14 protein-coding genes are annotated in these 20,080 nt (G+C 45.3%); 8 read left to right on the plus strand and 6 right to left on the minus strand.

Going from position 1 to position 20,080, the window contains the following annotated elements:
• Positions 1-220: 220 nt before the first annotated feature.
• Entirely contained in the window at positions 221-715 is a 495-nt protein-coding gene (locus AB4407_RS02535) for a hypothetical protein (RefSeq protein WP_372118305.1), read from the plus strand.
• 12 nt (positions 716-727) lie between these two features.
• Positions 728-2,356, plus strand: a complete 1,629-nt coding sequence (locus AB4407_RS02540; protein ID WP_372118308.1) for an ABC transporter ATP-binding protein — start codon at positions 728-730, stop codon at positions 2,354-2,356.
• A 521-nt stretch (positions 2,357-2,877) separates the two neighbouring features.
• Here AB4407_RS02540 and AB4407_RS02545 read toward each other — a convergent pair.
• Together AB4407_RS02545 and AB4407_RS02550 are read right to left on the minus strand one after the other, a co-directional pair.
• Complete coding sequence (locus AB4407_RS02545; protein WP_372118311.1) at positions 2,878-4,077, minus strand: anaerobic sulfatase maturase; 1,200 nt, start codon at positions 4,075-4,077, stop codon at positions 2,878-2,880.
• Positions 4,078-4,153: 76 nt separating this feature from the next.
• A complete protein-coding gene (locus AB4407_RS02550) occupies positions 4,154-5,605 on the minus strand; it encodes a sulfatase-like hydrolase/transferase (RefSeq protein WP_372118313.1) in 1,452 nt (483 codons plus the stop codon).
• An 82-nt stretch (positions 5,606-5,687) separates the two neighbouring features.
• Between AB4407_RS02550 and AB4407_RS02555 the strand changes: the two genes are divergently transcribed.
• Positions 5,688-6,617 carry a LysR family transcriptional regulator gene (locus AB4407_RS02555; protein ID WP_372118315.1) on the plus strand — a complete coding sequence of 310 codons (930 nt, stop codon included), beginning with the start codon at positions 5,688-5,690 and terminating at the stop codon, positions 6,615-6,617.
• A gap of 145 nt (positions 6,618-6,762) precedes the next feature.
• Here the strand turns inward: AB4407_RS02555 and AB4407_RS02560 are convergent, their stop codons facing one another.
• Both AB4407_RS02560 and AB4407_RS02565 read right to left on the minus strand, forming a co-directional pair.
• Positions 6,763-8,811: a prolyl oligopeptidase family protein gene (locus tag AB4407_RS02560; protein WP_372118318.1), complete on the minus strand. Its 2,049-nt coding sequence runs from the start codon at positions 8,809-8,811 to the stop codon at positions 6,763-6,765.
• A gap of 11 nt (positions 8,812-8,822) precedes the next feature.
• Entirely contained in the window at positions 8,823-9,740 is a 918-nt protein-coding gene (locus AB4407_RS02565) for a LysR family transcriptional regulator (RefSeq protein ID WP_132981897.1), read from the minus strand.
• A 234-nt stretch (positions 9,741-9,974) separates the two neighbouring features.
• Here AB4407_RS02565 and AB4407_RS02570 point away from each other — a divergent pair, with 234 nt between their 5' ends.
• From AB4407_RS02570 to AB4407_RS02580, 3 genes are all read left to right on the plus strand, one after another.
• Positions 9,975-11,681 carry an L-lactate permease gene (locus tag AB4407_RS02570; protein WP_372118321.1) on the plus strand — a complete coding sequence of 569 codons (1,707 nt, stop codon included), beginning with the start codon at positions 9,975-9,977 and terminating at the stop codon, positions 11,679-11,681.
• Positions 11,682-11,979: 298 nt separating this feature from the next.
• Positions 11,980-13,119: an FMN-dependent L-lactate dehydrogenase LldD gene (gene lldD, locus AB4407_RS02575; RefSeq protein WP_372118324.1), complete on the plus strand. Its 1,140-nt coding sequence runs from the start codon at positions 11,980-11,982 to the stop codon at positions 13,117-13,119.
• Positions 13,120-13,283: 164 nt separating this feature from the next.
• Positions 13,284-16,139, plus strand: coding sequence for an FAD-binding and (Fe-S)-binding domain-containing protein (locus tag AB4407_RS02580; RefSeq protein WP_372118326.1), 2,856 nt, complete (start codon positions 13,284-13,286; stop codon positions 16,137-16,139).
• 130 nt (positions 16,140-16,269) lie between these two features.
• On the opposite strand, the gene AB4407_RS02585 is transcribed toward AB4407_RS02580, so the two are convergent.
• Together AB4407_RS02585 and AB4407_RS02590 are read right to left on the minus strand one after the other, a co-directional pair.
• Entirely contained in the window at positions 16,270-16,512 is a 243-nt protein-coding gene (locus AB4407_RS02585; protein WP_210445522.1) for a hypothetical protein, read from the minus strand.
• Positions 16,513-16,536: 24 nt separating this feature from the next.
• A complete protein-coding gene (locus AB4407_RS02590; RefSeq protein ID WP_372118329.1) occupies positions 16,537-17,406 on the minus strand; it encodes a GyrI-like domain-containing protein in 870 nt (289 codons plus the stop codon).
• Between the two features lie 115 nt (positions 17,407-17,521).
• On the opposite strand from AB4407_RS02590, the gene AB4407_RS02595 reads away from it, so the two are divergent.
• Positions 17,522-18,670 carry a PLP-dependent aminotransferase family protein gene (locus AB4407_RS02595; protein ID WP_372118332.1) on the plus strand — a complete coding sequence of 383 codons (1,149 nt, stop codon included), beginning with the start codon at positions 17,522-17,524 and terminating at the stop codon, positions 18,668-18,670.
• Positions 18,671-18,934: 264 nt separating this feature from the next.
• The gene (locus AB4407_RS02600; RefSeq protein WP_372118334.1) at positions 18,935-19,924 is read left to right on the plus strand and encodes a rhodanese-related sulfurtransferase; all 990 of its coding nucleotides are present in this window, start codon (positions 18,935-18,937) and stop codon (positions 19,922-19,924) included.
• Positions 19,925-20,080 lie beyond the last annotated feature (156 nt).

The raw sequence follows: 20,080 nt of genomic DNA on the forward strand, positions 1-20,080 counted from the left end.
GTAGATAAAATCAGTGTAGATGTAATTACCTATAAATTTAGTGACTTACGCTGCACAGCTGTTCAACTGAACAAATAACATCCAATTTAGCCCATTTTTAGCCCATTTTTAGCATTAACCAGAGATTTAATTCACCAACTTAACACGTGAATGATTTTAATTTGCAATTGATAATAAATATCATTAACATTTTAGAGTATTTAAAATTAAGGATGTGGACATGGAAATTGAACGCTGCTGGATGCACTACCTAAAAGCTGAACAGTTAATGGAACAAGGTCATTGGCCCGAAGCACAGCGCCTCTATAATGATGTTCTCACCTCTCTTCCTCATCACATCCAAGACGCGGCATACCAAAGTGAAATCAAACCCTGCCAGTTTGCTTGCTTAATTTCAGGCCTTAGAGACGCCAGTGTCGCTCAATCAGAGATTCTCAATCGTTTAGGCCAACAGCAACAAGCCTTCGATACCTTGAACCAATCTTATGCATTGATGCAATTTATCTCTCTTGAGGGTACAGAGTTGATTCAACGTACCTTTAGGTTATTGGAAAAGCAGAGCGAAGATTTACTCAATCACCTGATCGCATTTTGCAGTGCTCAGCGCAGCTCACATTGGATGCTCGAGCTAGAACAAATTCAACGCGCTCATCACCATTTTGGGCAACTTAAAACCACTTCAGAAGTTCAATCTTCACCTAATGTCTTAAATTGATAAGGATATATCATGTCGGACCGGGCCATTCTTAAAGTTAATAATCTCTCCGTTAAATTCATAACCAATGATGGAATCATTGATGCGGTAAAAAAGATTAACTTTACTCTCAATTCTAGTGAAACCTTGGCCATTGTTGGCGAATCGGGTTCAGGTAAATCTGTCTCTTCCAACGCTTTGATGCGTTTGCTTCCTGGCAACGCGATTATTGATGCTCAATCGGAAATCGAATTTGAAGGTCAGTCGATACTCAAAAAGACTGAACGAGAGATGCAGTCAATTCGTGGTGACAGGATCGGAATGATCTTTCAAGAACCAATGACCTCTCTCAACCCATACCTGCGCGTGGGTACACAAGTGGCTGAAGCCATTATGTGTCATCGTAATGTATCGAAATCTCAAGCGAAGCAGCGTGTGCTTGAGCTTTTCAACCTTGTGCATCTGCCAATGCCAGAACAGGCATATAACAAATACCCGCATGAGTTTTCAGGCGGCCAGTTACAACGCATCATGATCGCAATGGCTCTGATCAATGAACCAGACATTCTGATTGCCGACGAACCAACTACGGCTTTAGATGTAACGGTTCAGGCTGAAGTGCTTTCTCTTATCAAAGAAATTCAAAGCAAGATGGGCATGGCGATTTTGTTCATTACCCATGATCTCGGTGTAGTGAAACACTTTGCCGACCGAGTACTCGTGATGTGTAAAGGGGAATTGGTCGAAGAAGGGCTCACTCAAGAGCTATTCGAAAATCCTAAGCACGATTACACACGCATGCTGATCAACTCTATTCCGAAAGGCGCTAAGGTTCCTGTAGAAGCATCGGCACCAGAGCTACTGTGTGCCGATGATATCCGTGTTCAATTCTTGGTGAAATCCCACTTCATTAAGAGTAAGAGTCAATATTTCGAAGCTGTAAAAGGCATCTCATTGACCCTAAAACAAGGTGAAACGTTAGGCATTGTTGGTGAATCTGGATCAGGTAAATCAACGCTGGGACGCGCACTGATCGGCTTACTGCCAAGTACCGGACGTATTGTTTACAAAGGCCAAGATGTGAGTTTATTAACCGATAAAGAACGTCACAAGCTCAAGAAAGATGTACAGATGGTATTCCAAGACCCTTATGGTTCTTTATCACCACGCATGACCGTTGGGGAGATCATCACCGAAGGCTTAACGGTGCATCAACCTCAACTCTCTAAGAAAGAACGATTGGAACGAGCACGCAAAGCACTGATTGAGGTTCGCTTAGAACCGAATTCAATAAACCGTTATCCACATGAGTTTTCGGGTGGACAAAGACAACGTATTGCGATTGCCCGTGCGTTGATTCTTGAGCCCTCTTTCATTCTTTTAGATGAACCGACTTCAGCTCTTGATCGCTCTGTACAGCTCACTGTGATTGACCTGCTGAAAGACATCCAAGCCAAGCACAATATCGGCTTCCTATTCATCAGCCACGACCTTTCGGTAGTGAAAGCATTATCGGATCGCGTACTCGTGATGCAGAAAGGTGAAGTGATGGAAGAAGGCGCTGCAGAAGAGATTTTCAATGCGCCGAAAAACGACTACACCAAGAAACTCATCGCTGCGTCATTCGACTTAGAAAATAAATCGAATAAAGATGCCGCGTAAAGGGAACTAATCAAGATTAACAGCGTCTTATAAGTACATTCTGAATAATCTCCTAATGGATTGAAATCTAGAATGGATATAGCAAAACTGGTTTGGCCGCCAAAAGAAAAATGTCGCATGGATGCGGCATTTTTCGTTTCTGGCGTATATGAAAAATCAACTCAGCGATTCGTGCCGGTGATTATGAGGGTTTGCTCATATTGCCGGACTTTTAACAGGGTTAGCTGGTAGTCGACTCACAGTCGCAGAGCTGCTTCGCTCAACTCGTTTTTGGACAAAAATGAGTTACGACGGGAGCGAGTGTCTCGTTTTTCATATAACTTTTCTTTTCTAAAATAAATAAGCCCCTCCAAGCAGTAGGCCAAATTCATTAACGAAGTGAAATATAGTAGATTAAAGATCTTATGAATAACCTCAACCACTGCAAAGTATTCAAACGGTCTACAAAATAATAGTTCAGCTAACTTATCCAATACAGAAAATAATCAAAAACCGCAGAATGACAGCCTTTAATTAGATGTCTAAAGCTTCATCACTTCTGCTGGAGAGCGGCCAGCAAACCATAAGTCACACATTGTTTTCATCTTTGCTTCACTACTACGGAAAAAATGCTCATAGCCTCCGCAAAGGTAGTTGTCGTGGGAGCTATTGGCTCTAGGAATAAAGCGTTGTTTTGGGCAACCGCCATTGCAGAGTTTAATATACGGGCATTGCTTACACTTTTCGCTGAGATCTTTCTTCTTGATACCAAACTCGTAGTTCTGGGTACTAAAGTTCATTTCATTAATCGTTTTTGAGTGAATGTTCCCTAGTTTATGCTCCGGATAAACATAATGGTCGCAATTGTAGATGTCTCCATTTGCTTCCATCGCAAAAGCACTGCCACATCGCGGGGCCATTGTGCACATATTGCCTTGTTCACCCGCCCAACCTGCGAGAGTGTTATCGAAATAAGGCACGAATATCTGACCAACATCATGCTTCACCCAATAGTCAAAGATGGTTGCGAGGAATTGCCCAAACTTTAAAGAAGGTACACTCCATTTCGTCAACTTAGCCGAGCTATCATGCTCTGGGTCAACTAAATATAAGCCTTCTAATGTCGGCTTGGCTGCTGTTCTTTCGACTAAGGGAATATATTGATGTACTTCGCTACCCAAAGCTTTTAAATGTTGATATACCTCCAATGCATGGTCAACATTGTGGCTGCCAATGACCGTTAAAGTGTTGAACTGAACGTGATGTGCACGCAATAAGTCGATGGCTTGTACTACCTTGCGGTAGGAACCTTTGCCAGAGCGACTCGTGCGGTATTTGTCGTGAAGATGCTCTGGTCCATCAATTGAAATACCAATCAAAAAGTGGTTTATTTTGAAAAATTGACACCATTCATTGTTGAGTAATAGGCCGTTAGTTTGCAGCGTATTCTCTATGGATTTCCCTTTCGAATATTTGTTTTGCAATTGGACTGCTTTTTTATAGAACTCAATCCCCATCATCAAAGGCTCGCCGCCTTGCCAAGCAAATGTCACATGGTCAGTATGTTGAGCTAATATGTGTTGCTCAATATAAACTTCTAACGTTTCATCCGACATTTTCCAGTTAGTATTACGCTCGGGGTATAACTTTTCTTTCTCAAGATAAAAGCAATAGTCACAATCTAGGTTGCATACAGAACCCGTTGGTTTACTCATAATATGAACAGACTTAGATACTTCCATATTTATTCCTCAGATTGTGCAGGTAGGATTTTATGTCCTACCTGCCTAACGTTAATGACAGTCGTGCAAATGGTTGTTACTTTTCAGCTTTTCTAAAACCGTCAGGTATATGCTGAGTGAAATCAACGCCTTTACAGTCCGGTTTGTACTCCATAGGTGCAGGGAAAGGAATGGTGTCACAACTTACCGCAAGGTTTTGTTGAATCGCGACGTTTCGTTTAACTACCGTAGGGAAAATACGGACGCCATCAGCTCGCATGTCATACATTTCTTGAGGGTCGCTAGACAGATCATAGACGGCTGGGATCTGACGTTTAACAGGGGCTTCTGGCATAATATCTTGATCGTAGAAATGCAGTTTCCAATCATTCCATTTGTATGCCTGAATGATTTGTCCATTACTGATATAAAAACCATCACGATTAGATTGCTCCATGTCGCCTTTCAGATGAGCCCACTGGCTAATACCATCGATATGACGATCAGATGGCATCTCATAGCCGACAAGTTCGCCAATTGATGGCATGACATCAACAACATGCACAATTTCATTACTGACGTTTTTCTCCTTCACGGTGCCTGGCATAGAAGCGATAAATGGCACACGTATTGACCCTTCAAGCGCTGTAAAATAATTGCCTCTCCATGGTGCTGCGATACCATGATGAGGGTAGTGCCACTCTGGACCGTTGTCTGACATAAAGATAATTAATGTGTCTTTTCTTGCATCGGCTTTATCAATGGTGTTGATAATTTGCCCTGCACGAAAATCAATTTCATGTAAAACATCGGCGTAATCTCCTTTGCCTGTCACTCCTGCAAAATCTGGGTGAGGGATTGTAGGCAGGTGTGGCTGAGTAAAAGACACAAACGTAAAGAAAGGGTTGCCTTCTTCTAATTGTTGACTGATGTGTGTAATCGCTCGTTGAGTGACTTGCTCATCAATAGTTCGGCGAGTCTCTAAATTAAAATCCATGACATCTTTTGTCTTTCCATCGACGGTGTCTTGGATCTTTGGGACGTACCCATCTTCGTTTTCAAAGTGGAGTTGTGACGAATAGAGTGATTCGTCTGAAGTATTCAGTACCCCAAAGAAATCATCGAACCCTTGTTCCAAAGGTGTACGACCTTCAGTATCACCAAGGTGCCATTTACCATACATGGCGGTGTTGTAACCTTGCTCCTTAAACTTATTTGCCATGGTAACCTCCCAGTTCACCATGCCGTAATCCATGCCCCAAACAACCTCTGTTGTTGCCGTTCTCAATGGGCGTCTACCAGTCATAAATGCCGAACGGGTAGGAGTGCATTGAGGCTCAACATTAAAGTTTGTCAGCCTGATGCCTTCTTCTGCTAATTTATCTAGGTTTGGTGTCGCGACGCCTCGCGTACTGTCATACGACTGAAGCTCTCCAAAGCCCAAGTTGTCGACCATCATAATGACCACATTGGGTTGCTCTGTTGCCGTTGCTGATAGGGAAGGCAGTACACCGGCTAAAACGGTAGCTAACACGCTTTTTCTCATCATATTTTGCTCCAATGACCATTTCTAATTGATTTCTTTTGAAAAGAATAACGCTTGGGCTTAGAATTTGAAGTGATGAATATTTATGAAGGGCATAACTATGAGGAATAGTGAGTTTTCAAAGATTAGATCGCTTGATCTCAACTTACTAAAAACACTGCTTGTTCTATTAGAGCAAAAGCATATTTCTAAAAGTTCAGAGCTGCTGTTTATTACTCAACCTGCTGTTAGCAAGCAGCTATCAAAGCTTCGAGAGATGTTTGATGATCCTCTTTTGGTGAGAGTTGGGAATCAATTGGTGCTCACGCAAAAAGCGATTCAGTTATATCCCAAAGTCGAGCTGCTATGTAATCAGTTCAAAAACTTAGTCGATTCAGAAGAGCTTGATTTAAGTGAGGTGACACAGAATGTCACTATCATGCTTTCAGATTACGCAAGCCCTCATTGGATGGCGCAAATCATTAAAGATGTATCAACGTATGCCCCTAATGTGACGGTGACCTGCAAGAGTTGGAGCTATGAGAATATAAAGAAACTGACCTTGGGTGAGATCAATTTTGCGTTAGGGTCTCTGCCAGAAGGCCTTTCTGGGTTCGAGACTCATGAAATCGGAGAGACCTCTAGTTCACTGATTGCGAGACGTGAGCACGCGATTTTTTCTATTAACGACCAATTAGAACAGTCTCTTTCAAGCTTCCCGATTGTTAAAATTCGAGGCTCGCACCGATATCAGAACATATATGATGAGCTGATCGGCGAGAGCCCGGTACTGCTTGACGAAGCGACACTCTGGTTAGCTCTGGAAACCGTCAAATCAACGGACGCTTATCTGGTTGGGCCTAGCAAGTTTATTGAAAGCATTGATGACAAAAACTGCTACAGCAGCATCCCACTGCCAATGTTAAAGCCTATTCCTATTTCTATGTGCTGGTCTATCGGGCTTAGTGACGACCCTTTCTATAACTGGATGAAAGATATGATGATTGAAATAGGGAGTCGCATCGTCAATGAATAGCAAGGACGACATATTTGCTTTCAGCAACCACCAACGTTTTACAACCTGATTATTGTGTATCAATCAATTAGATTAGTTAGATCAATAATAAGATTCGATATAATCAGTAGTGATTGTAACTAAAACGTTTTAGGGCAGAAATGTTTTAGCTTACCTGCCCCATATTGAACAATGTGAACGCGTAAATATCGGCAGTGAGATCGATCGCTTTACTCAACGGCATTCCTGCACCATGCCCTGCATTTACGTCAATACGAATCATCACAGGCGCACCACCTTCATGCTTACCTTGCAGCTCTGCAATGAACTTATAAGAGTGGGCTGGCACCACGCGATCGTCATGATCAGCGGTAGTAACCAGTGTTGCTGGGTAATCGCCCCCGCGCACCACATTGTGAACCGGAGAATAACCAAGCAGGTATTCGAACATCTCTTTGTTTTGCGCGGAGGTGCCGTAGTCGTACGCCCAACCTTCGCCAGACGTGAAGGTGTGGTAACGCAACATGTCCAACACTCCAACCGCAGGTAAAGCAACTTGGAACAGCTCTGGCCTTTGTGTCATGCAAGCGCCAACTAACAAGCCGCCATTAGAACCGCCACGGATCGCCAACTTATCACTGCTAGTGTAGTTTTCTTCGATTAAGAACTCGGCTGCGGTAATGAAGTCATCAAAGACGTTTTGCTTCTGTTGTTGTGTACCCGCTTTGTGCCACGCTTTGCCATATTCGCCACCACCACGCAGGTTCGGCACTGCATATACGCCTCCCAGTTCTAGCCAGCTGCCAACCGTCCCCGAGAAAGAAGGCGTTAGGCTGACATTGAAACCACCATAGGCGTACAACATGGTTGGGTTATTGCCGTCCAGTTTTAGTCCCTTCTTATAAGAGATAAGCATCGGAACCTGAGTGCCATCCTTCGAGGTATAGAAGACTTGTTTAGACTCAAATTGATCCGATTCAAACGGCGCTTCAGAGCGTTGGTAGATTTCAGAATTGCCTGATTCGACATCGAAAGAGAAAATGGTTGGTGGCGTTACATAGTTGGTAAAGGTGTAATAAAGCTCGGTTTGCTCGTTTTTACCACCCAAGCCACTGGCCGTTCCCAGCCCAGGCAAATGAATTTCACGAACTAGGTTACCTTGGTAATCCAACTGCTCAATCTTAGACACCACATCCACCATGTAGTGAGCAAACAAGTGGCCACCACCCGTGCTGATATCCAATGGCTGTGGCTTTTCAGGGATGATTTCGAGCCATTTCCCATCGCGAGTATCAAAGCTCACCACCTTGCCATTAGGCGCATCGAGATTAGTGTATAAAATGAAGACTTCATCTCGGTTATCGATGAGGTACATATCGCTATCCACATGATCAATCAGCGTATTCAGCTGTTGTTCTGGTGAGTTTAAGTCGATATAGAACAGTCTGTTACCCGATGTTGACTCTCGCCCTAAGATGATCAAGTAACGGTCGTCTTCAGTGGTGTAACCTGACACATAACGGTGTTGCTCGGCGTTGTTCGCACCAAAGATCACCTTATCGCTCGCTTGCTCTGAACCTAACTCGTGGAAGTACAGCTTGTGTTGTTCAGTACGAGCCGAAAGCTCACTGCCATCTGGTTTGTCGTAGCTGGAGTAATAGAAGCCACGATTGCCTAACCAAGAGATGCCGGTAAATTTGGCGTCTGTGATTTCGGGTTCAAGCTGTTGTTTGGTCTCGGTATCGATAACAAAGATCTTGCGCCAGTCGCTACCACCCTCTGAAATACTGTACGCCACTAGGCTGTAATCTTTAGAAAACGACACCGAACCCAGTGATGTAGTGCCATCTTCCGAGAAAGTGTTCGGATCTAGGAAAACTTCTTCTTGTTGCCCTTCTTTCTGACGATAGAGAATACTGTGATTCTGCAGGCCATCGTTCTTATAGAAATAGGTGTACTCACCTCGCACAAACGGCTGCGAACTCTTTTTGTAGTCTTGCGCTTTCGCTAATCGCTCTCGCAGTTCTGCGCGATACGGGATCTGAGCAAGGTAATCGAACGTGACCTCATTTTGACTCGCCACCCATTGCGCGGTTTCGTCACTTCTGTCGTCTTCTAACCAGCGATATGGGTCTTCGATTATTTGACCAAAATAGTCATCGCTGACGATCTGTTTATTGGTGATTGGATATTGATACTCTTTTAAATAGCTCATCGTGATCCTTATTAAAAATAGTGTGAAATCGTCAGGTAACGCGTTCTGATGTGTTCAATCAATAACTTAATCTTATTCGGGGGCTGGCGAGTAAATGGGTACACCGCATAGATACCGAGCTTTTTCCCCACCAAGTCAGGGAAGATATCCACCAGCTGGCCGTTACGAATATCGTGATACACCAGACAACGTGGCACGTACGCGACGCCATGACCACCCAACGCCGCTTTTCTTAGTGCCGTCGCATTGTCAGTCGAAAAAGAGCCTGAGACACGCACAATGTATTTATCGTTGTCGGTACAGCCATCTTTACTGTGCAGAAACTGCCACTCACTGGCGCCTGTTGTTTGATACGCGTATTGCAAACAATTGTGTTCAACTAAGTCTTTAGGCAACATCGGCTTACCGTTCTTGGCGATGTAAGAAGGGGAAGCGCACACTACCCATTGTGAATCCAATATATGACGGGCGATCAAGCTCGAATCTTCTAGATAACCGGTACGAATCACTAAGTCCAAGCCATCTTCCACCAAATCAACAAAGCGATTGTTAAGAGACATATCGACCGTTAAACCTGGGTGCATATTACAAAACTCGGCAACAGCGTCTGCGAGTATCAAATCTCCGGAGATAGTAGGCACTGACATTTTGATATGACCACTGACATTTTCACCAAAGCCTGAAACTGCGTCCATAGCCTCTTGAGCCGCCTGCTTCACATTTTTGGCGCTATGTAGCATTGCCTTACCTGCCTCGGTCAGGGTCAATTTACGCGTGGTTCGATACAATAATTGCACGCCAATCTCTTCTTCCAAACGCGCAATTCTCTTACTAACTACCGAATTTGTAAGGTTATTTTGTTCTGCCACCTTACTAAAACTACCCAGCTCTACTACCTGTGAAAACAGGATCAAATCGTCTGCTCGCATTTGATTATGCCAATTTTGGAATTAATTATTTTCATTATTTCCCTATATCAATAAAAAATAAAGGGGTAAATTCACGCCAAATTAACAAAACAATTACAAAAACAGTCATTCCAATTACAAGAGTCGCCCAAATAAGGTATCCGTTTAGAGGCCAGAGCGATTCAAATGACGACAAACCATAACGTGATCTTTACTTCAAACATGAACGTTTGAAAACAGTACGAGGAAGTACCCATGAGTGAAACTCTACTAGCTCTATTGGCCTTTTCACCAATAGTTGTTGCAGCGATTCTGCTGGTCGGCCTGAACTGGCCTGCGAAAAAAGCGATGCCAGTGGCATTTGCACTAACCGTTGCTATCGCCCTATTCGCATGGGATATGTCTGGCACTCGCGTGTTGGCTTCCGTATTCCAAGGCTTCGGCATTACTGTGTCGGTTCTCTGGATTGTGTTCGGCGCTATCTTTTTATTAAACACTTTGAAACACACAGGAGCTATCACCACTATCCGCAACGGCTTCACAGATATATCCGCAGACCGTCGCGTTCAGGCAATCATCATTGCTTGGTGTTTCGGTTCCTTCATTGAAGGCGCATCTGGCTTCGGCACACCCGCGGCAATCGCCGCTCCATTGTTGGTTGCAATTGGCTTCCCAGCGTTAGCTGCGGTACTGATGGGCATGATGATTCAATCTACGCCGGTATCGTTCGGCGCGGTGGGTACACCTATCATTGTTGGCGTAAACAAAGGTTTGGATACGCACAACATCGGTGAAAGCCTGATTGCCAATGGTTCAACATGGGATGCTTACCTACAACAGATCACATCAAGTGTTGCGATCATCCACGCCTGCGTTGGTGTGATGATTCCTGTATTGATGGCAATGATGCTGACTCGCTTCTTCGGTAAGAACAAAAGCTGGACTGAAGGTCTTGATATCCTGCCATTCGCACTGTTCGCAGGTGCCGCTTTCACCATTCCTTACGCACTAACGGGGGTTTTCCTCGGAGCTGAGTTCCCATCACTGATTGGTGGTTTGGTTGGCCTTGCTATTGTTGTAACAGCAGCAAAACGTGGCTTCCTAGTCCCTAAATCAAAATGGGATTTCGAAAGCGAAGATAAGTGGCCAGCAGAATGGCTAGGCTCTTTGAAAATCGATCTAGATGACACTCATTCAAACAGTAAGCAAGGTCATAAGAAAATGAGCATGGCGATGGCATGGGCACCTTACGTGCTGCTCGCTGTCACTCTAGTTGCTAGCCGTGTGAGCCCTGAGTTCAAAGGCCTGCTTAAGAGCGTTAGCCTTTCTTTCAGCAACATCCTTGGTGAGACAGGCGTAAGCACAGCGATTCAACCTCTGTATCTACCTGGCGGTATCTTGGTCTTCGTCGCACTGGTTGCTGTTCTAATGCAATCACGCAGCGCAACACCACTGGCTAAAGCTTTTGGTGAGTCGAGCAAGACTCTGATTGGCGCAGGCTTTGTGTTGGTGTTCACCATCCCAATGGTTCGTATCTTCATTAACTCTGGCGTGAACGGCGCTGATTTAGCAAGTATGCCAGTAACCACTGCCAACTTTGCAGCTGACCTAGTCGGCGGCGCATTCCCAGCGTTAAGTGCAACGGTTGGTGCGTTAGGTGCCTTCATTGCAGGTTCGAACACCGTTTCAAACATGATGTTCAGCCAATTCCAATTCGAAGTAGCACAAACACTGTCTATCTCTAGTGCTGTGGTTGTTGCTCTGCAAGCCGTTGGTGCTGCAGCAGGTAACATGATTGCGATTCACAACGTGGTAGCCGCATCAGCAACCGTAGGCTTGTTAGGACGCGAAGGTGCAACACTACGTAAGACTATCATTCCAACGTTCTACTACTTGGTAATGACAGGAATCATCGGCCTAGTGGTTATCTACGGCTTAAAAATGACAGACGCACTTATGTAAACCATAAGTCGTTACAAAAGCACTTGGCGTTAATACTCAATTCCCCGACTGCAACACCGTCTAACAAGACAGTTGATGAGTTTCGGAATGGAAACTAAAACCCATCAACACCCTCGGGTATTAACGCCATTTTATTGCTTCTCTGTTTCATTGTTTATTTGCTTCACCGATTAATTGCTTAACTGGTTAATCGCTTCACTGTTTAAGAAAGAACAAACACTTACTTTTCAAGTAATTAAAGCAGCCCAAGCCAAGCTCTCATAGAAGGGCAATATCCCAAGAATTTAGGACTGAAATTATGATCATATCCGCATCGACTGATTACCGCGCAGCAGCAAAAGCGAAATTACCACCGTTTCTTTTCCACTACATTGACGGCGGTTCTTACGGAGAACATACCCTACGCCGCAACACGGCCGATCTTGCAGAGATCGCGCTCAAGCAGCGTGTCCTCAATGACATGTCGGACCTAAATTTGGAAACCGAATTGTTTGGCGAAAAGCTGGCGATGCCGATTGCCTTAGCTCCTGTTGGTCTAACAGGTATGTACGCACGACGTGGTGAAGTACAAGCGGCAAAAGCAGCCGACAACAAAGGTATCCCTTTTACCATGTCGACCGTATCGGTGTGTCCGATTGAAGAAGTCGCACCTAAAATTGAACGCCCAATGTGGTTCCAACTTTACGTACTAAAAGATCGCGGCTTCATGAAGAACGTTCTTGAACGTGCAAAAGCAGCGGGCGTGACCACCTTAGTCTTCACGGTTGATATGCCGGTACCCGGCGCGCGCTACCGTGACATGCATTCCGGAATGAGTGGTCCAAACGCAGCAATGCGTCGTGTATTTCAATCTATGCGTCATCCCAGCTGGGCTGTTGATGTTGGTCTGTTGGGCAAGCCACACGATCTTGGCAACATCTCAACTTACCGAGGTTCTCCAACCAAATTGGAAGACTACATCGGTTGGTTGGGTGAAAACTTTGACCCGTCGATTTCATGGAAAGACCTAGAGTGGATCCGTGATTTCTGGGACGGTCCAATGGTCATCAAAGGCATTCTTGATGAAGAAGATGCAAAAGATGCCGTAAGATTTGGTGCAGACGGTATCGTAGTTTCAAACCACGGTGGTCGTCAGCTTGATGGTGTTCTATCAAGTGCTAAAGCACTGCCTGCAATTGCAGATGCCGTAAAAGGCGACACTAAGATTCTGGTCGACTCTGGTATTCGTACTGGCTTAGATGTAGTTCGCATGATGGCGATGGGCGCAGACTGCACCTTGCTTGGTCGCTGTTTCGTCTACGCATTAGCAGCGCAAGGACAAGCCGGCGTTGAGAACCTGCTCGACCTTTACGACAAAGAGATGCGTGTTGCGATGACATTAACAGGCGCAAAGACAATCAAAGACTTAACTCGTGAATCTTTGGTGGGGCTAGACTAAATCTCCATGACTAAGATTCAGACTCATGCTTTGGTCTACTTAGGCTGAAGTTCAATCGGTGTCACAGCAATTCCACTGTCGTTGTGACACCGTTTAAGCACTGGAAAGTAAAACAAAAAACAAAAAACAAATCAGTGCCAAATAAGAAGCACAAGGAAGCAAAGATGGAGACAACCACATCTAATGAGCGAGTAGTAGACGCACAAGCTTATCAGCAGCTTGAAGCGATACTGGCTCAAAAAATAGAAACGGAACGCATTGTCACTCAAGAGGCAAAGCGCTTGGCTTACGGCACCGATGCGAGTTTCTATCGCTTGGTGCCGAAAATGGTTCTAAGGCTCAAAAACTTAGACGAAGTCATATTCACCATTCAAAGCTGTCGCGAACTGGGGATTCATTTTACCTTTCGCGCCGCGGGCACCAGCCTTTCAGGGCAAGCGGTTTCAGACTCGGTGCTCATCACATTGACTGATGACTGGCGTGGCCACGAAATCGTCGATAACGGCAATCAAATCATTCTTCAACCTGGTGTAATTGGTGCTGATGCCAACAAATATCTTGCCCCTTTCCAACGTAAAATAGGCCCCGACCCAGCCTCAATCAACACCTGTAAAATCGGTGGTATCGCGGCGAATAACGCCAGTGGCATGTGTTGTGGTACTGCGCAAAACTCTTATCGCACCGTCGAGAGCATGAAAGTCGTACTGAGCGATGGCACCCTGCTTGATACTGCTGATAACGCCAGTGTTGAGGCGTTCAAGCAATCACACAAAGCGCTGTTTGAAGGCATTGTCGAATTACATCAACAGACAGCTTCAAACCAAGAACTGGCCGACAGAATCCGTCATAAATACCGCCTTAAGAACACCACGGGCTACGCGCTCAATGCCTTGGTCGATTATCACGATCCAATCGAGATCATTAAACATCTGATGATTGGTTCAGAGGGCACGCTAGGCTTCATCGCTGAGATCACCTACAACACGGTGATCGAACATCCGAACAAAGCTTCGGCGCTGCTAGTGTTTGCCGACATAGAGCAAGCCAGTAAAGCCGTAACTACGCTATCAAAAACGCCGGTTGCTGCGGTGGAATTGATGGATGGCAGAGCACTGCGTTCAGTCGCGGATAAACCGGGTATGCCTGCGTTTATGCCGAGCTTAGATTTAGAAGCAGCGGCGATTTTAGTTGAGTCACACGCCAGCTCCCAGCAGGACTTAGATTTACAATGTAAATCAATTTTGGATGCGTTATCGGAATATACGATTGTTGAATCAGTGCCTTTCACTTCCGATCCAAAGACAGTCGCGACTCTGTGGGGCATTCGCAAAGGTATGTTCCCAGCGGTTGGCGCGGTTCGTGAAGTTGGTACTACCGTTATCATTGAAGACGTGGCTTTCCCCGTTGAAAACCTCGCTAACGGCATTCGAGAACTGCAAGAGCTGTTCGATAAATACGACTACAGCGAAGCGATCATTTTTGGTCACGCCCTCGAAGGCAACCTGCACTTTGTATTCACTCAAGGCTTCGACAGCCAAACAGAAATCGATCGCTACGGCGGTTTCATGGATGACGTTGCCGAACTGGTTGCGGTGAAATACCAAGGCTCTCTGAAAGCAGAGCATGGTACTGGTCGTAACATGGCGCCTTATGTGGAGTTAGAGTGGGGCAAAGACGGTTATGCCTTGATGCAACAGATCAAAGCGTTGTTCGACCCAGAAAGACTGCTCAACCCCGGCGTTATTATTAATGACAATCCGAATTCACACATCACAAACCTAAAGCCAATGCCTGCTGCCGATGACCTTGTCGACCGCTGCATTGAGTGTGGCTTCTGTGAGCCTGTGTGTCCGTCTCGCACTTTAACCCTATCGCCACGTCAACGCATTGTTCTCTACCGAGAACTGCAACGCCGCCGAGCTGCGGGTGAAGAAATAGAAGCAGGCGAACTAGAGAAAACCTTCGAATACCAAGGCATCGATACCTGCGCTGCAACTGGCCTGTGTGCCGAGCGTTGCCCTGTTGGCATCAACACTGGCGACTTGATCAAGAAGCTTCGTATTGCCAAGTACGAGAAATTTACGCCAATCGCTAAGTGGACAGCGGATCATTTCTCGACCACTACAAAACTCACCAAGGCTGGCCTCAAAACCAATCAAGTGGCGAGCAAAGTATTAGGCGCAAACACAGTCGGTAAGCTAACCAATGGCTTGCGCTCGATGACTAAAGGCGCGACACCCGTTTGGATGCCAGAAATGCCACAGTCCAACAGTCATACACTGACCTCTTCACCAATGACGGCAGAAAATTCAAACAATCATAAGAAGGTGGTTTACCTGCCTTCGTGTGCAAGTCGAACCATGGGACAGCAAAGCGATGCGGGTGATCAACGCCCTCTTACTGAAGTGACCATGTCTCTGCTCAACAAGGCAGGATTCGAGGTAATTCTTCCGAAGAAGCTCGATGACCAATGTTGTGGCATGCCTTACGACAGCAAAGGAATGACCGATTTAGCCCAATCTAAAGCGCAACAGCTCGAAGAAGTGTTGTGGCAAGCGAGTCGTCAGGGTGAATACCCAGTATTAATGGATACCAGCCCGTGTGCCAAACGCAGTATTGAGCAGTTCACCAAGCCACTAGAGGTGCTGGAACCAACAGGGTTTGTGAACAAATACTTGCTTGAACATCTAACACTTGAGCCGCTACAAGAAACCGTGATGCTGCATGTCACCTGTAGTTCTCGTCGAATGGGCTTAGAAGGCGCGATGTTGAACCTTGCTAAAGCGTGTACCGAAGAGGTCATCGTTCCTGAGCATATTCAATGTTGTGGTTGGGCGGGTGACAAAGGCTTTACTACACCAGAGTTGAATGAGGCAGCAGTGCATCCACTCAAAGAACAAGTGCCGAGCAACTGTACTCGCGGCTTTAGTAACAGCCGAACCTGTGAGATCGGTTTATCACACCACAGCGGCATTCCGTATCAGTCAATCTTGTACTTGGTTAACGAAGTGGCGCAATAGCCCCAATTTCACTACTTAAGGTGTCGAGCAAATAGCTTACACCTAAGACGAAAAATGGCAGCCCAATCAGGCTGCCATTTCTTTATTCGGTTTTAATATGATATTGAGCTAGATGTTACTGAGCTGACAGTTAGAGAGATAAGCTCATCAACTCTTCTGGTGAGTAGTGTTCTGCTTCAGCACCTTTGGCGATTAGGTCGATCACTTTAAATTCGCTCATGTCACCAAGCTCTTTGGTTAAGTAATCACGAAACGCTTTCTCGTTCGGCCATTTACCTCGCACGATATAGCCCTCTTCTTTGTCGAAGTCTTCCGTTTCAAAGAATGAAAAATCGGTCATACCAATATTGTGGCAATACAAAACGAGATACATAATTTTTCCTCAAAAGTGGGGTTACTAATAAAAACTCACTGGCAGATAGAAATCAAGCTCAAACACTTCATCGGTGTTGAGAAAGTGATTCTGATGATAATGCACATAAGCCGGGGTAGAACGCTGCTTGAAGCCAGACGTAGGTAGCCACTTTTCTAATACCATACTGATCTGTGGTAGCAGCTCACCATAACGACCATTGAGCCTAAACACCGCATGCAAACCGCCGGGAATCACCATCTGATTAACCACACTGCGGTACTTAATCGGCTCATCAATAGCGATACAGGCTACATAGCGGCACTGGTCCATTTCCACCCAAGCAGGGTTAGAGTGATGCAAACCAAACTGACTCGAAAAGTCACGCTGTTCAGAGTTCGCCCATGCTTTCAATATCAACCAAGCATTACGAATGGATCGGTTATAGCCCGTATGTCGAACATAAGCTGCCATTCGGTCTGATACTTCAACAATTTTAGGTTCCGGCAACTCCCGCTGCGAGACATTCAAATAGCCTGCCGACACTTCGGGATCTTTAAGGTAAGGTTTTTCTGCGATCTGTAAGTCATGTTTACGCCACTCGCCCGGCGACATATTAAAGGTCGCTTTAAATGCGCGGCTAAACGAAGACACCGAGCTAAAGCCACATTTATGGGCGATCTCAACCACAGACGAGCTGGTATCGAACATTAATTGATTGGCCGCATACTCCATTCGAGTGCGTCGAATGTATTGATGCAATGACTCCCCTACCACACTTTTAAAGGTACGATGAAAGTGTTGCTCTGAATACGCAGCGATCTCAGAGAGCGCTTTGGCAGACAAAGGCTGGCTGATGTCTTGGTGAATATGGAACAAAACATCATTGATTCGGGATATGTGTTGACGCGACATCGTTTAAATAGCATAAATGGACATGTTTAAGAGCATAAACGGACACGCCAATTTTTACAATTGCCGTGTAATATCAAGCGATAGAATAAAAACGATAAACGACGAGACACAACACATGGAAATCGCACAGTCATTACAACAGATTCAATCTTCATACATTCGAGAGATCCTCGCAGCCGCAAGCGATCCAAATGTTATTTCGTTGGCCGGTGGTTTACCCGATGCGAAAACATTCCCTATCGATTTAATGAAGCCTACGTTAGAAAACCTAGCGAACATGCCTGAAGTTTTTCAATACGGTTCGACTGCGGGTTATGGCCCGTTGCTTGATCACCTAACACAAAGCTACCAATTGCCAGAATCTCACACAGCAATGATCTGTACCGGTTCTCAGCAAGGTCTGGATTTGATTGCTCGTGCGTATGTTGATCCGAATGATGTGGTTGTAATGGAAGCGCCGAGCTACTTGGGTGCGATGCAGGTGTTTGGTTTGGTTCAGGCGAATATAGTGACTGTGTCTCAAACTGAATTTGGTCCGAACTTAGACGAACTAGAAACGTGCTTTGCACAGCAATCTCCGAAGATGTTCTATGCGGTGCCAGATTTCCATAACCCGACTGGCGTATGTTGGACAACAGAAACTCGTCAAAAAGTAGCTGAGCTTTGTATCAAATACAACGTGGCATTTATTGAAGATGCGCCTTACCGTGAGCTACGTTTCACAGGTACGGAACTGCCGTTGGTCTCTTCGTTCTGCCCTGATAACTCTATCGTTCTTCGTTCATTCTCTAAGATTGCATCGCCAGGCTTACGTATTGGTGCGGTGACAGGTAAACGCAGCTACCTTGAGCCACTGATTAAAGTGAAGCAAGGCGCGGATTTGCACTCAAGCGTTCCTATGCAAGCATTGCTTGTTGGTCTTCTAAAACATGAAGATTTCAATCTGCACATGGAAAACATTCGCACCCTGTACAAGTCTCGTTATGAAGTGCTGTTTTCAGAACTAGAGAAACAACTGCCTGCTGACTGCGTATTAAAATCCGTAGATGGTGGAATGTTCATTTGGGTAGAAATCCCAGAGTGCGACACCTTTGAACTGGCTAAAACTCTGCTTTCGAATGGCGTGGCAGTTGTGCCAAGCCCAGTATTTTATCCAAAGGCCGATGAAGCGAAAGCCGCACTGCGCCTAAACTTCACTAACGCCAACCCAGAAGAATTAACCGAAGCGGTAAAACGCTTAGCGGAAGTACTTAACCAAGCGTAGCCGCTGATTAAGTCAGGCAGATTAATACCAAGGCCCTGCTGTAGTTTTACAGCAGGGCCTTTTTGTTCCTCAAACTGTAAGTCCACAAAAAGTGAGGTGATAAATAGCCCTACATTTGGTTGGTTTTTGTCCATCCTTGGCTTGGTTATACTGCGGCGGATTTTAATAAGCCAATATGAGCAAACCTGAGTGAATTAAACTCAGTCTGCATCATAAAAGGCAACCGCTCTGGATTTACGTTCCAGCTCGCAGAAAGGAAAAACCATGTCTCAATATGTTGTATGTGCTCTGTATAAATTCGTAGCACTTGATGATTACCAAGAAATTCGCCAACCACTCACTGACGTGTTAGAAGCTAACCAAATCCGCGGTACTTTGCTACTTGCAAGCGAAGGTATCAACGGTACTGTTGCAGGTAAGCGCGAATCTATCGACGCTCTTCTTCAATGGTTCAAACAAGATTCTCGTTTGGCTGATGTTGTTTACAAAGAGTCGTTCAACGAAGAACAACCATTCAACCGCACCAAGGTTAAGCTTAAGAAAGAGATCGTAACCATGGGCGTAGAGGGTATCGACCCACGCCACGTTGTAGGCACTTACGTGAAACCAAATGAGTGGAACGCTCTGATCTCTGATCCTGATGTGATTCTGGTTGATACTCGTAACGACTACGAAGTGGACATCGGCACATTCAAAAATGCTGTAAACCCAAACACTGAAACCTTCCGTGAGTTCCCTCAGTACGTTGAAGAAAATCTTGATCCTAAGAAGCACAAGAAAGTCGCGATGTTCTGTACTGGCGGTATTCGTTGCGAAAAATCAACAGCCTACATGAAAGAGCAAGGCTTTGATGAGGTTTATCACCTTGAAGGCGGCATTCTTAAGTACCTAGAAGAAGTACCAGAAGAAGAGAGCATGTGGGAAGGCGACTGCTACGTATTTGATGGTCGTGTTGCAGTTAACCACCAGCTAGAGAAGAGCGGTTACGACGTGTGTAACGCTTGTCGCCTGCCAATCACAGACGAAGACAAAGCGTCTGAGCACTTTGAGAAAGGCGTAAGCTGTCCTAAGTGTATTGATAAACACAGCGACAAGCAGAAAGCGCGTTTCCGCGAACGTGAAAAGCAAGTTCAGCTATCGAATGCTCGTGGCGAAACCCACGTAGGCGGCGATGCTGCTCACCTTATCGAGCAACGTAAAAAAGAGAAGCTTGCGCACAAAGAGCAACAACGTTCTGGTAAGAAAGCAAAGTAGGCTTTCTGATTTAGGCCTATAACTGCATAGCTCTAAACGTATAGCTTTGAATATATAGCTATGAACATTAAAAAGGGCGCAAGTTCGAGGATGATCCCTCGAGTTTGTGCCCTTTTTTGATCGCTTTACGGCTTTGTGTTTTGAACCACATTTATC

Source organism: Vibrio sp. 10N.261.46.E11 (assembly GCF_041472735.1).
Taxonomy (GTDB): Bacteria; Pseudomonadota; Gammaproteobacteria; order Enterobacterales; family Vibrionaceae; genus Vibrio.

Bases quoted from the DNA above. Each gene is read 5' to 3' on its own strand.
- AB4407_RS02535 (WP_372118305.1), top strand. From the start codon at position 221: ATGGAAATTGAACGCTGCTGGATGCACTACCTAAAAGCTGAACAGTTA.
- AB4407_RS02540 (WP_372118308.1), top strand. From the start codon at position 728: ATGTCGGACCGGGCCATTCTTAAAGTTAATAATCTCTCCGTTAAATTC.
- AB4407_RS02545 (WP_372118311.1), bottom strand. From the start codon at position 4,077: ATGGAAGTATCTAAGTCTGTTCATATTATGAGTAAACCAACGGGTTCT.
- AB4407_RS02550 (WP_372118313.1), bottom strand. From the start codon at position 5,605: ATGATGAGAAAAAGCGTGTTAGCTACCGTTTTAGCCGGTGTACTGCCT.
- AB4407_RS02555 (WP_372118315.1), top strand. From the start codon at position 5,688: ATGAAGGGCATAACTATGAGGAATAGTGAGTTTTCAAAGATTAGATCG.
- AB4407_RS02560 (WP_372118318.1), bottom strand. From the start codon at position 8,811: ATGAGCTATTTAAAAGAGTATCAATATCCAATCACCAATAAACAGATC.
- AB4407_RS02565 (WP_132981897.1), bottom strand. From the start codon at position 9,740: ATGCGAGCAGACGATTTGATCCTGTTTTCACAGGTAGTAGAGCTGGGT.
- AB4407_RS02570 (WP_372118321.1), top strand. From the start codon at position 9,975: ATGAGTGAAACTCTACTAGCTCTATTGGCCTTTTCACCAATAGTTGTT.
- lldD (WP_372118324.1), top strand. From the start codon at position 11,980: ATGATCATATCCGCATCGACTGATTACCGCGCAGCAGCAAAAGCGAAA.
- AB4407_RS02580 (WP_372118326.1), top strand. From the start codon at position 13,284: ATGGAGACAACCACATCTAATGAGCGAGTAGTAGACGCACAAGCTTAT.
- AB4407_RS02585 (WP_210445522.1), bottom strand. From the start codon at position 16,512: ATGTATCTCGTTTTGTATTGCCACAATATTGGTATGACCGATTTTTCA.
- AB4407_RS02590 (WP_372118329.1), bottom strand. From the start codon at position 17,406: ATGTCGCGTCAACACATATCCCGAATCAATGATGTTTTGTTCCATATT.
- AB4407_RS02595 (WP_372118332.1), top strand. From the start codon at position 17,522: ATGGAAATCGCACAGTCATTACAACAGATTCAATCTTCATACATTCGA.
- AB4407_RS02600 (WP_372118334.1), top strand. From the start codon at position 18,935: ATGTCTCAATATGTTGTATGTGCTCTGTATAAATTCGTAGCACTTGAT.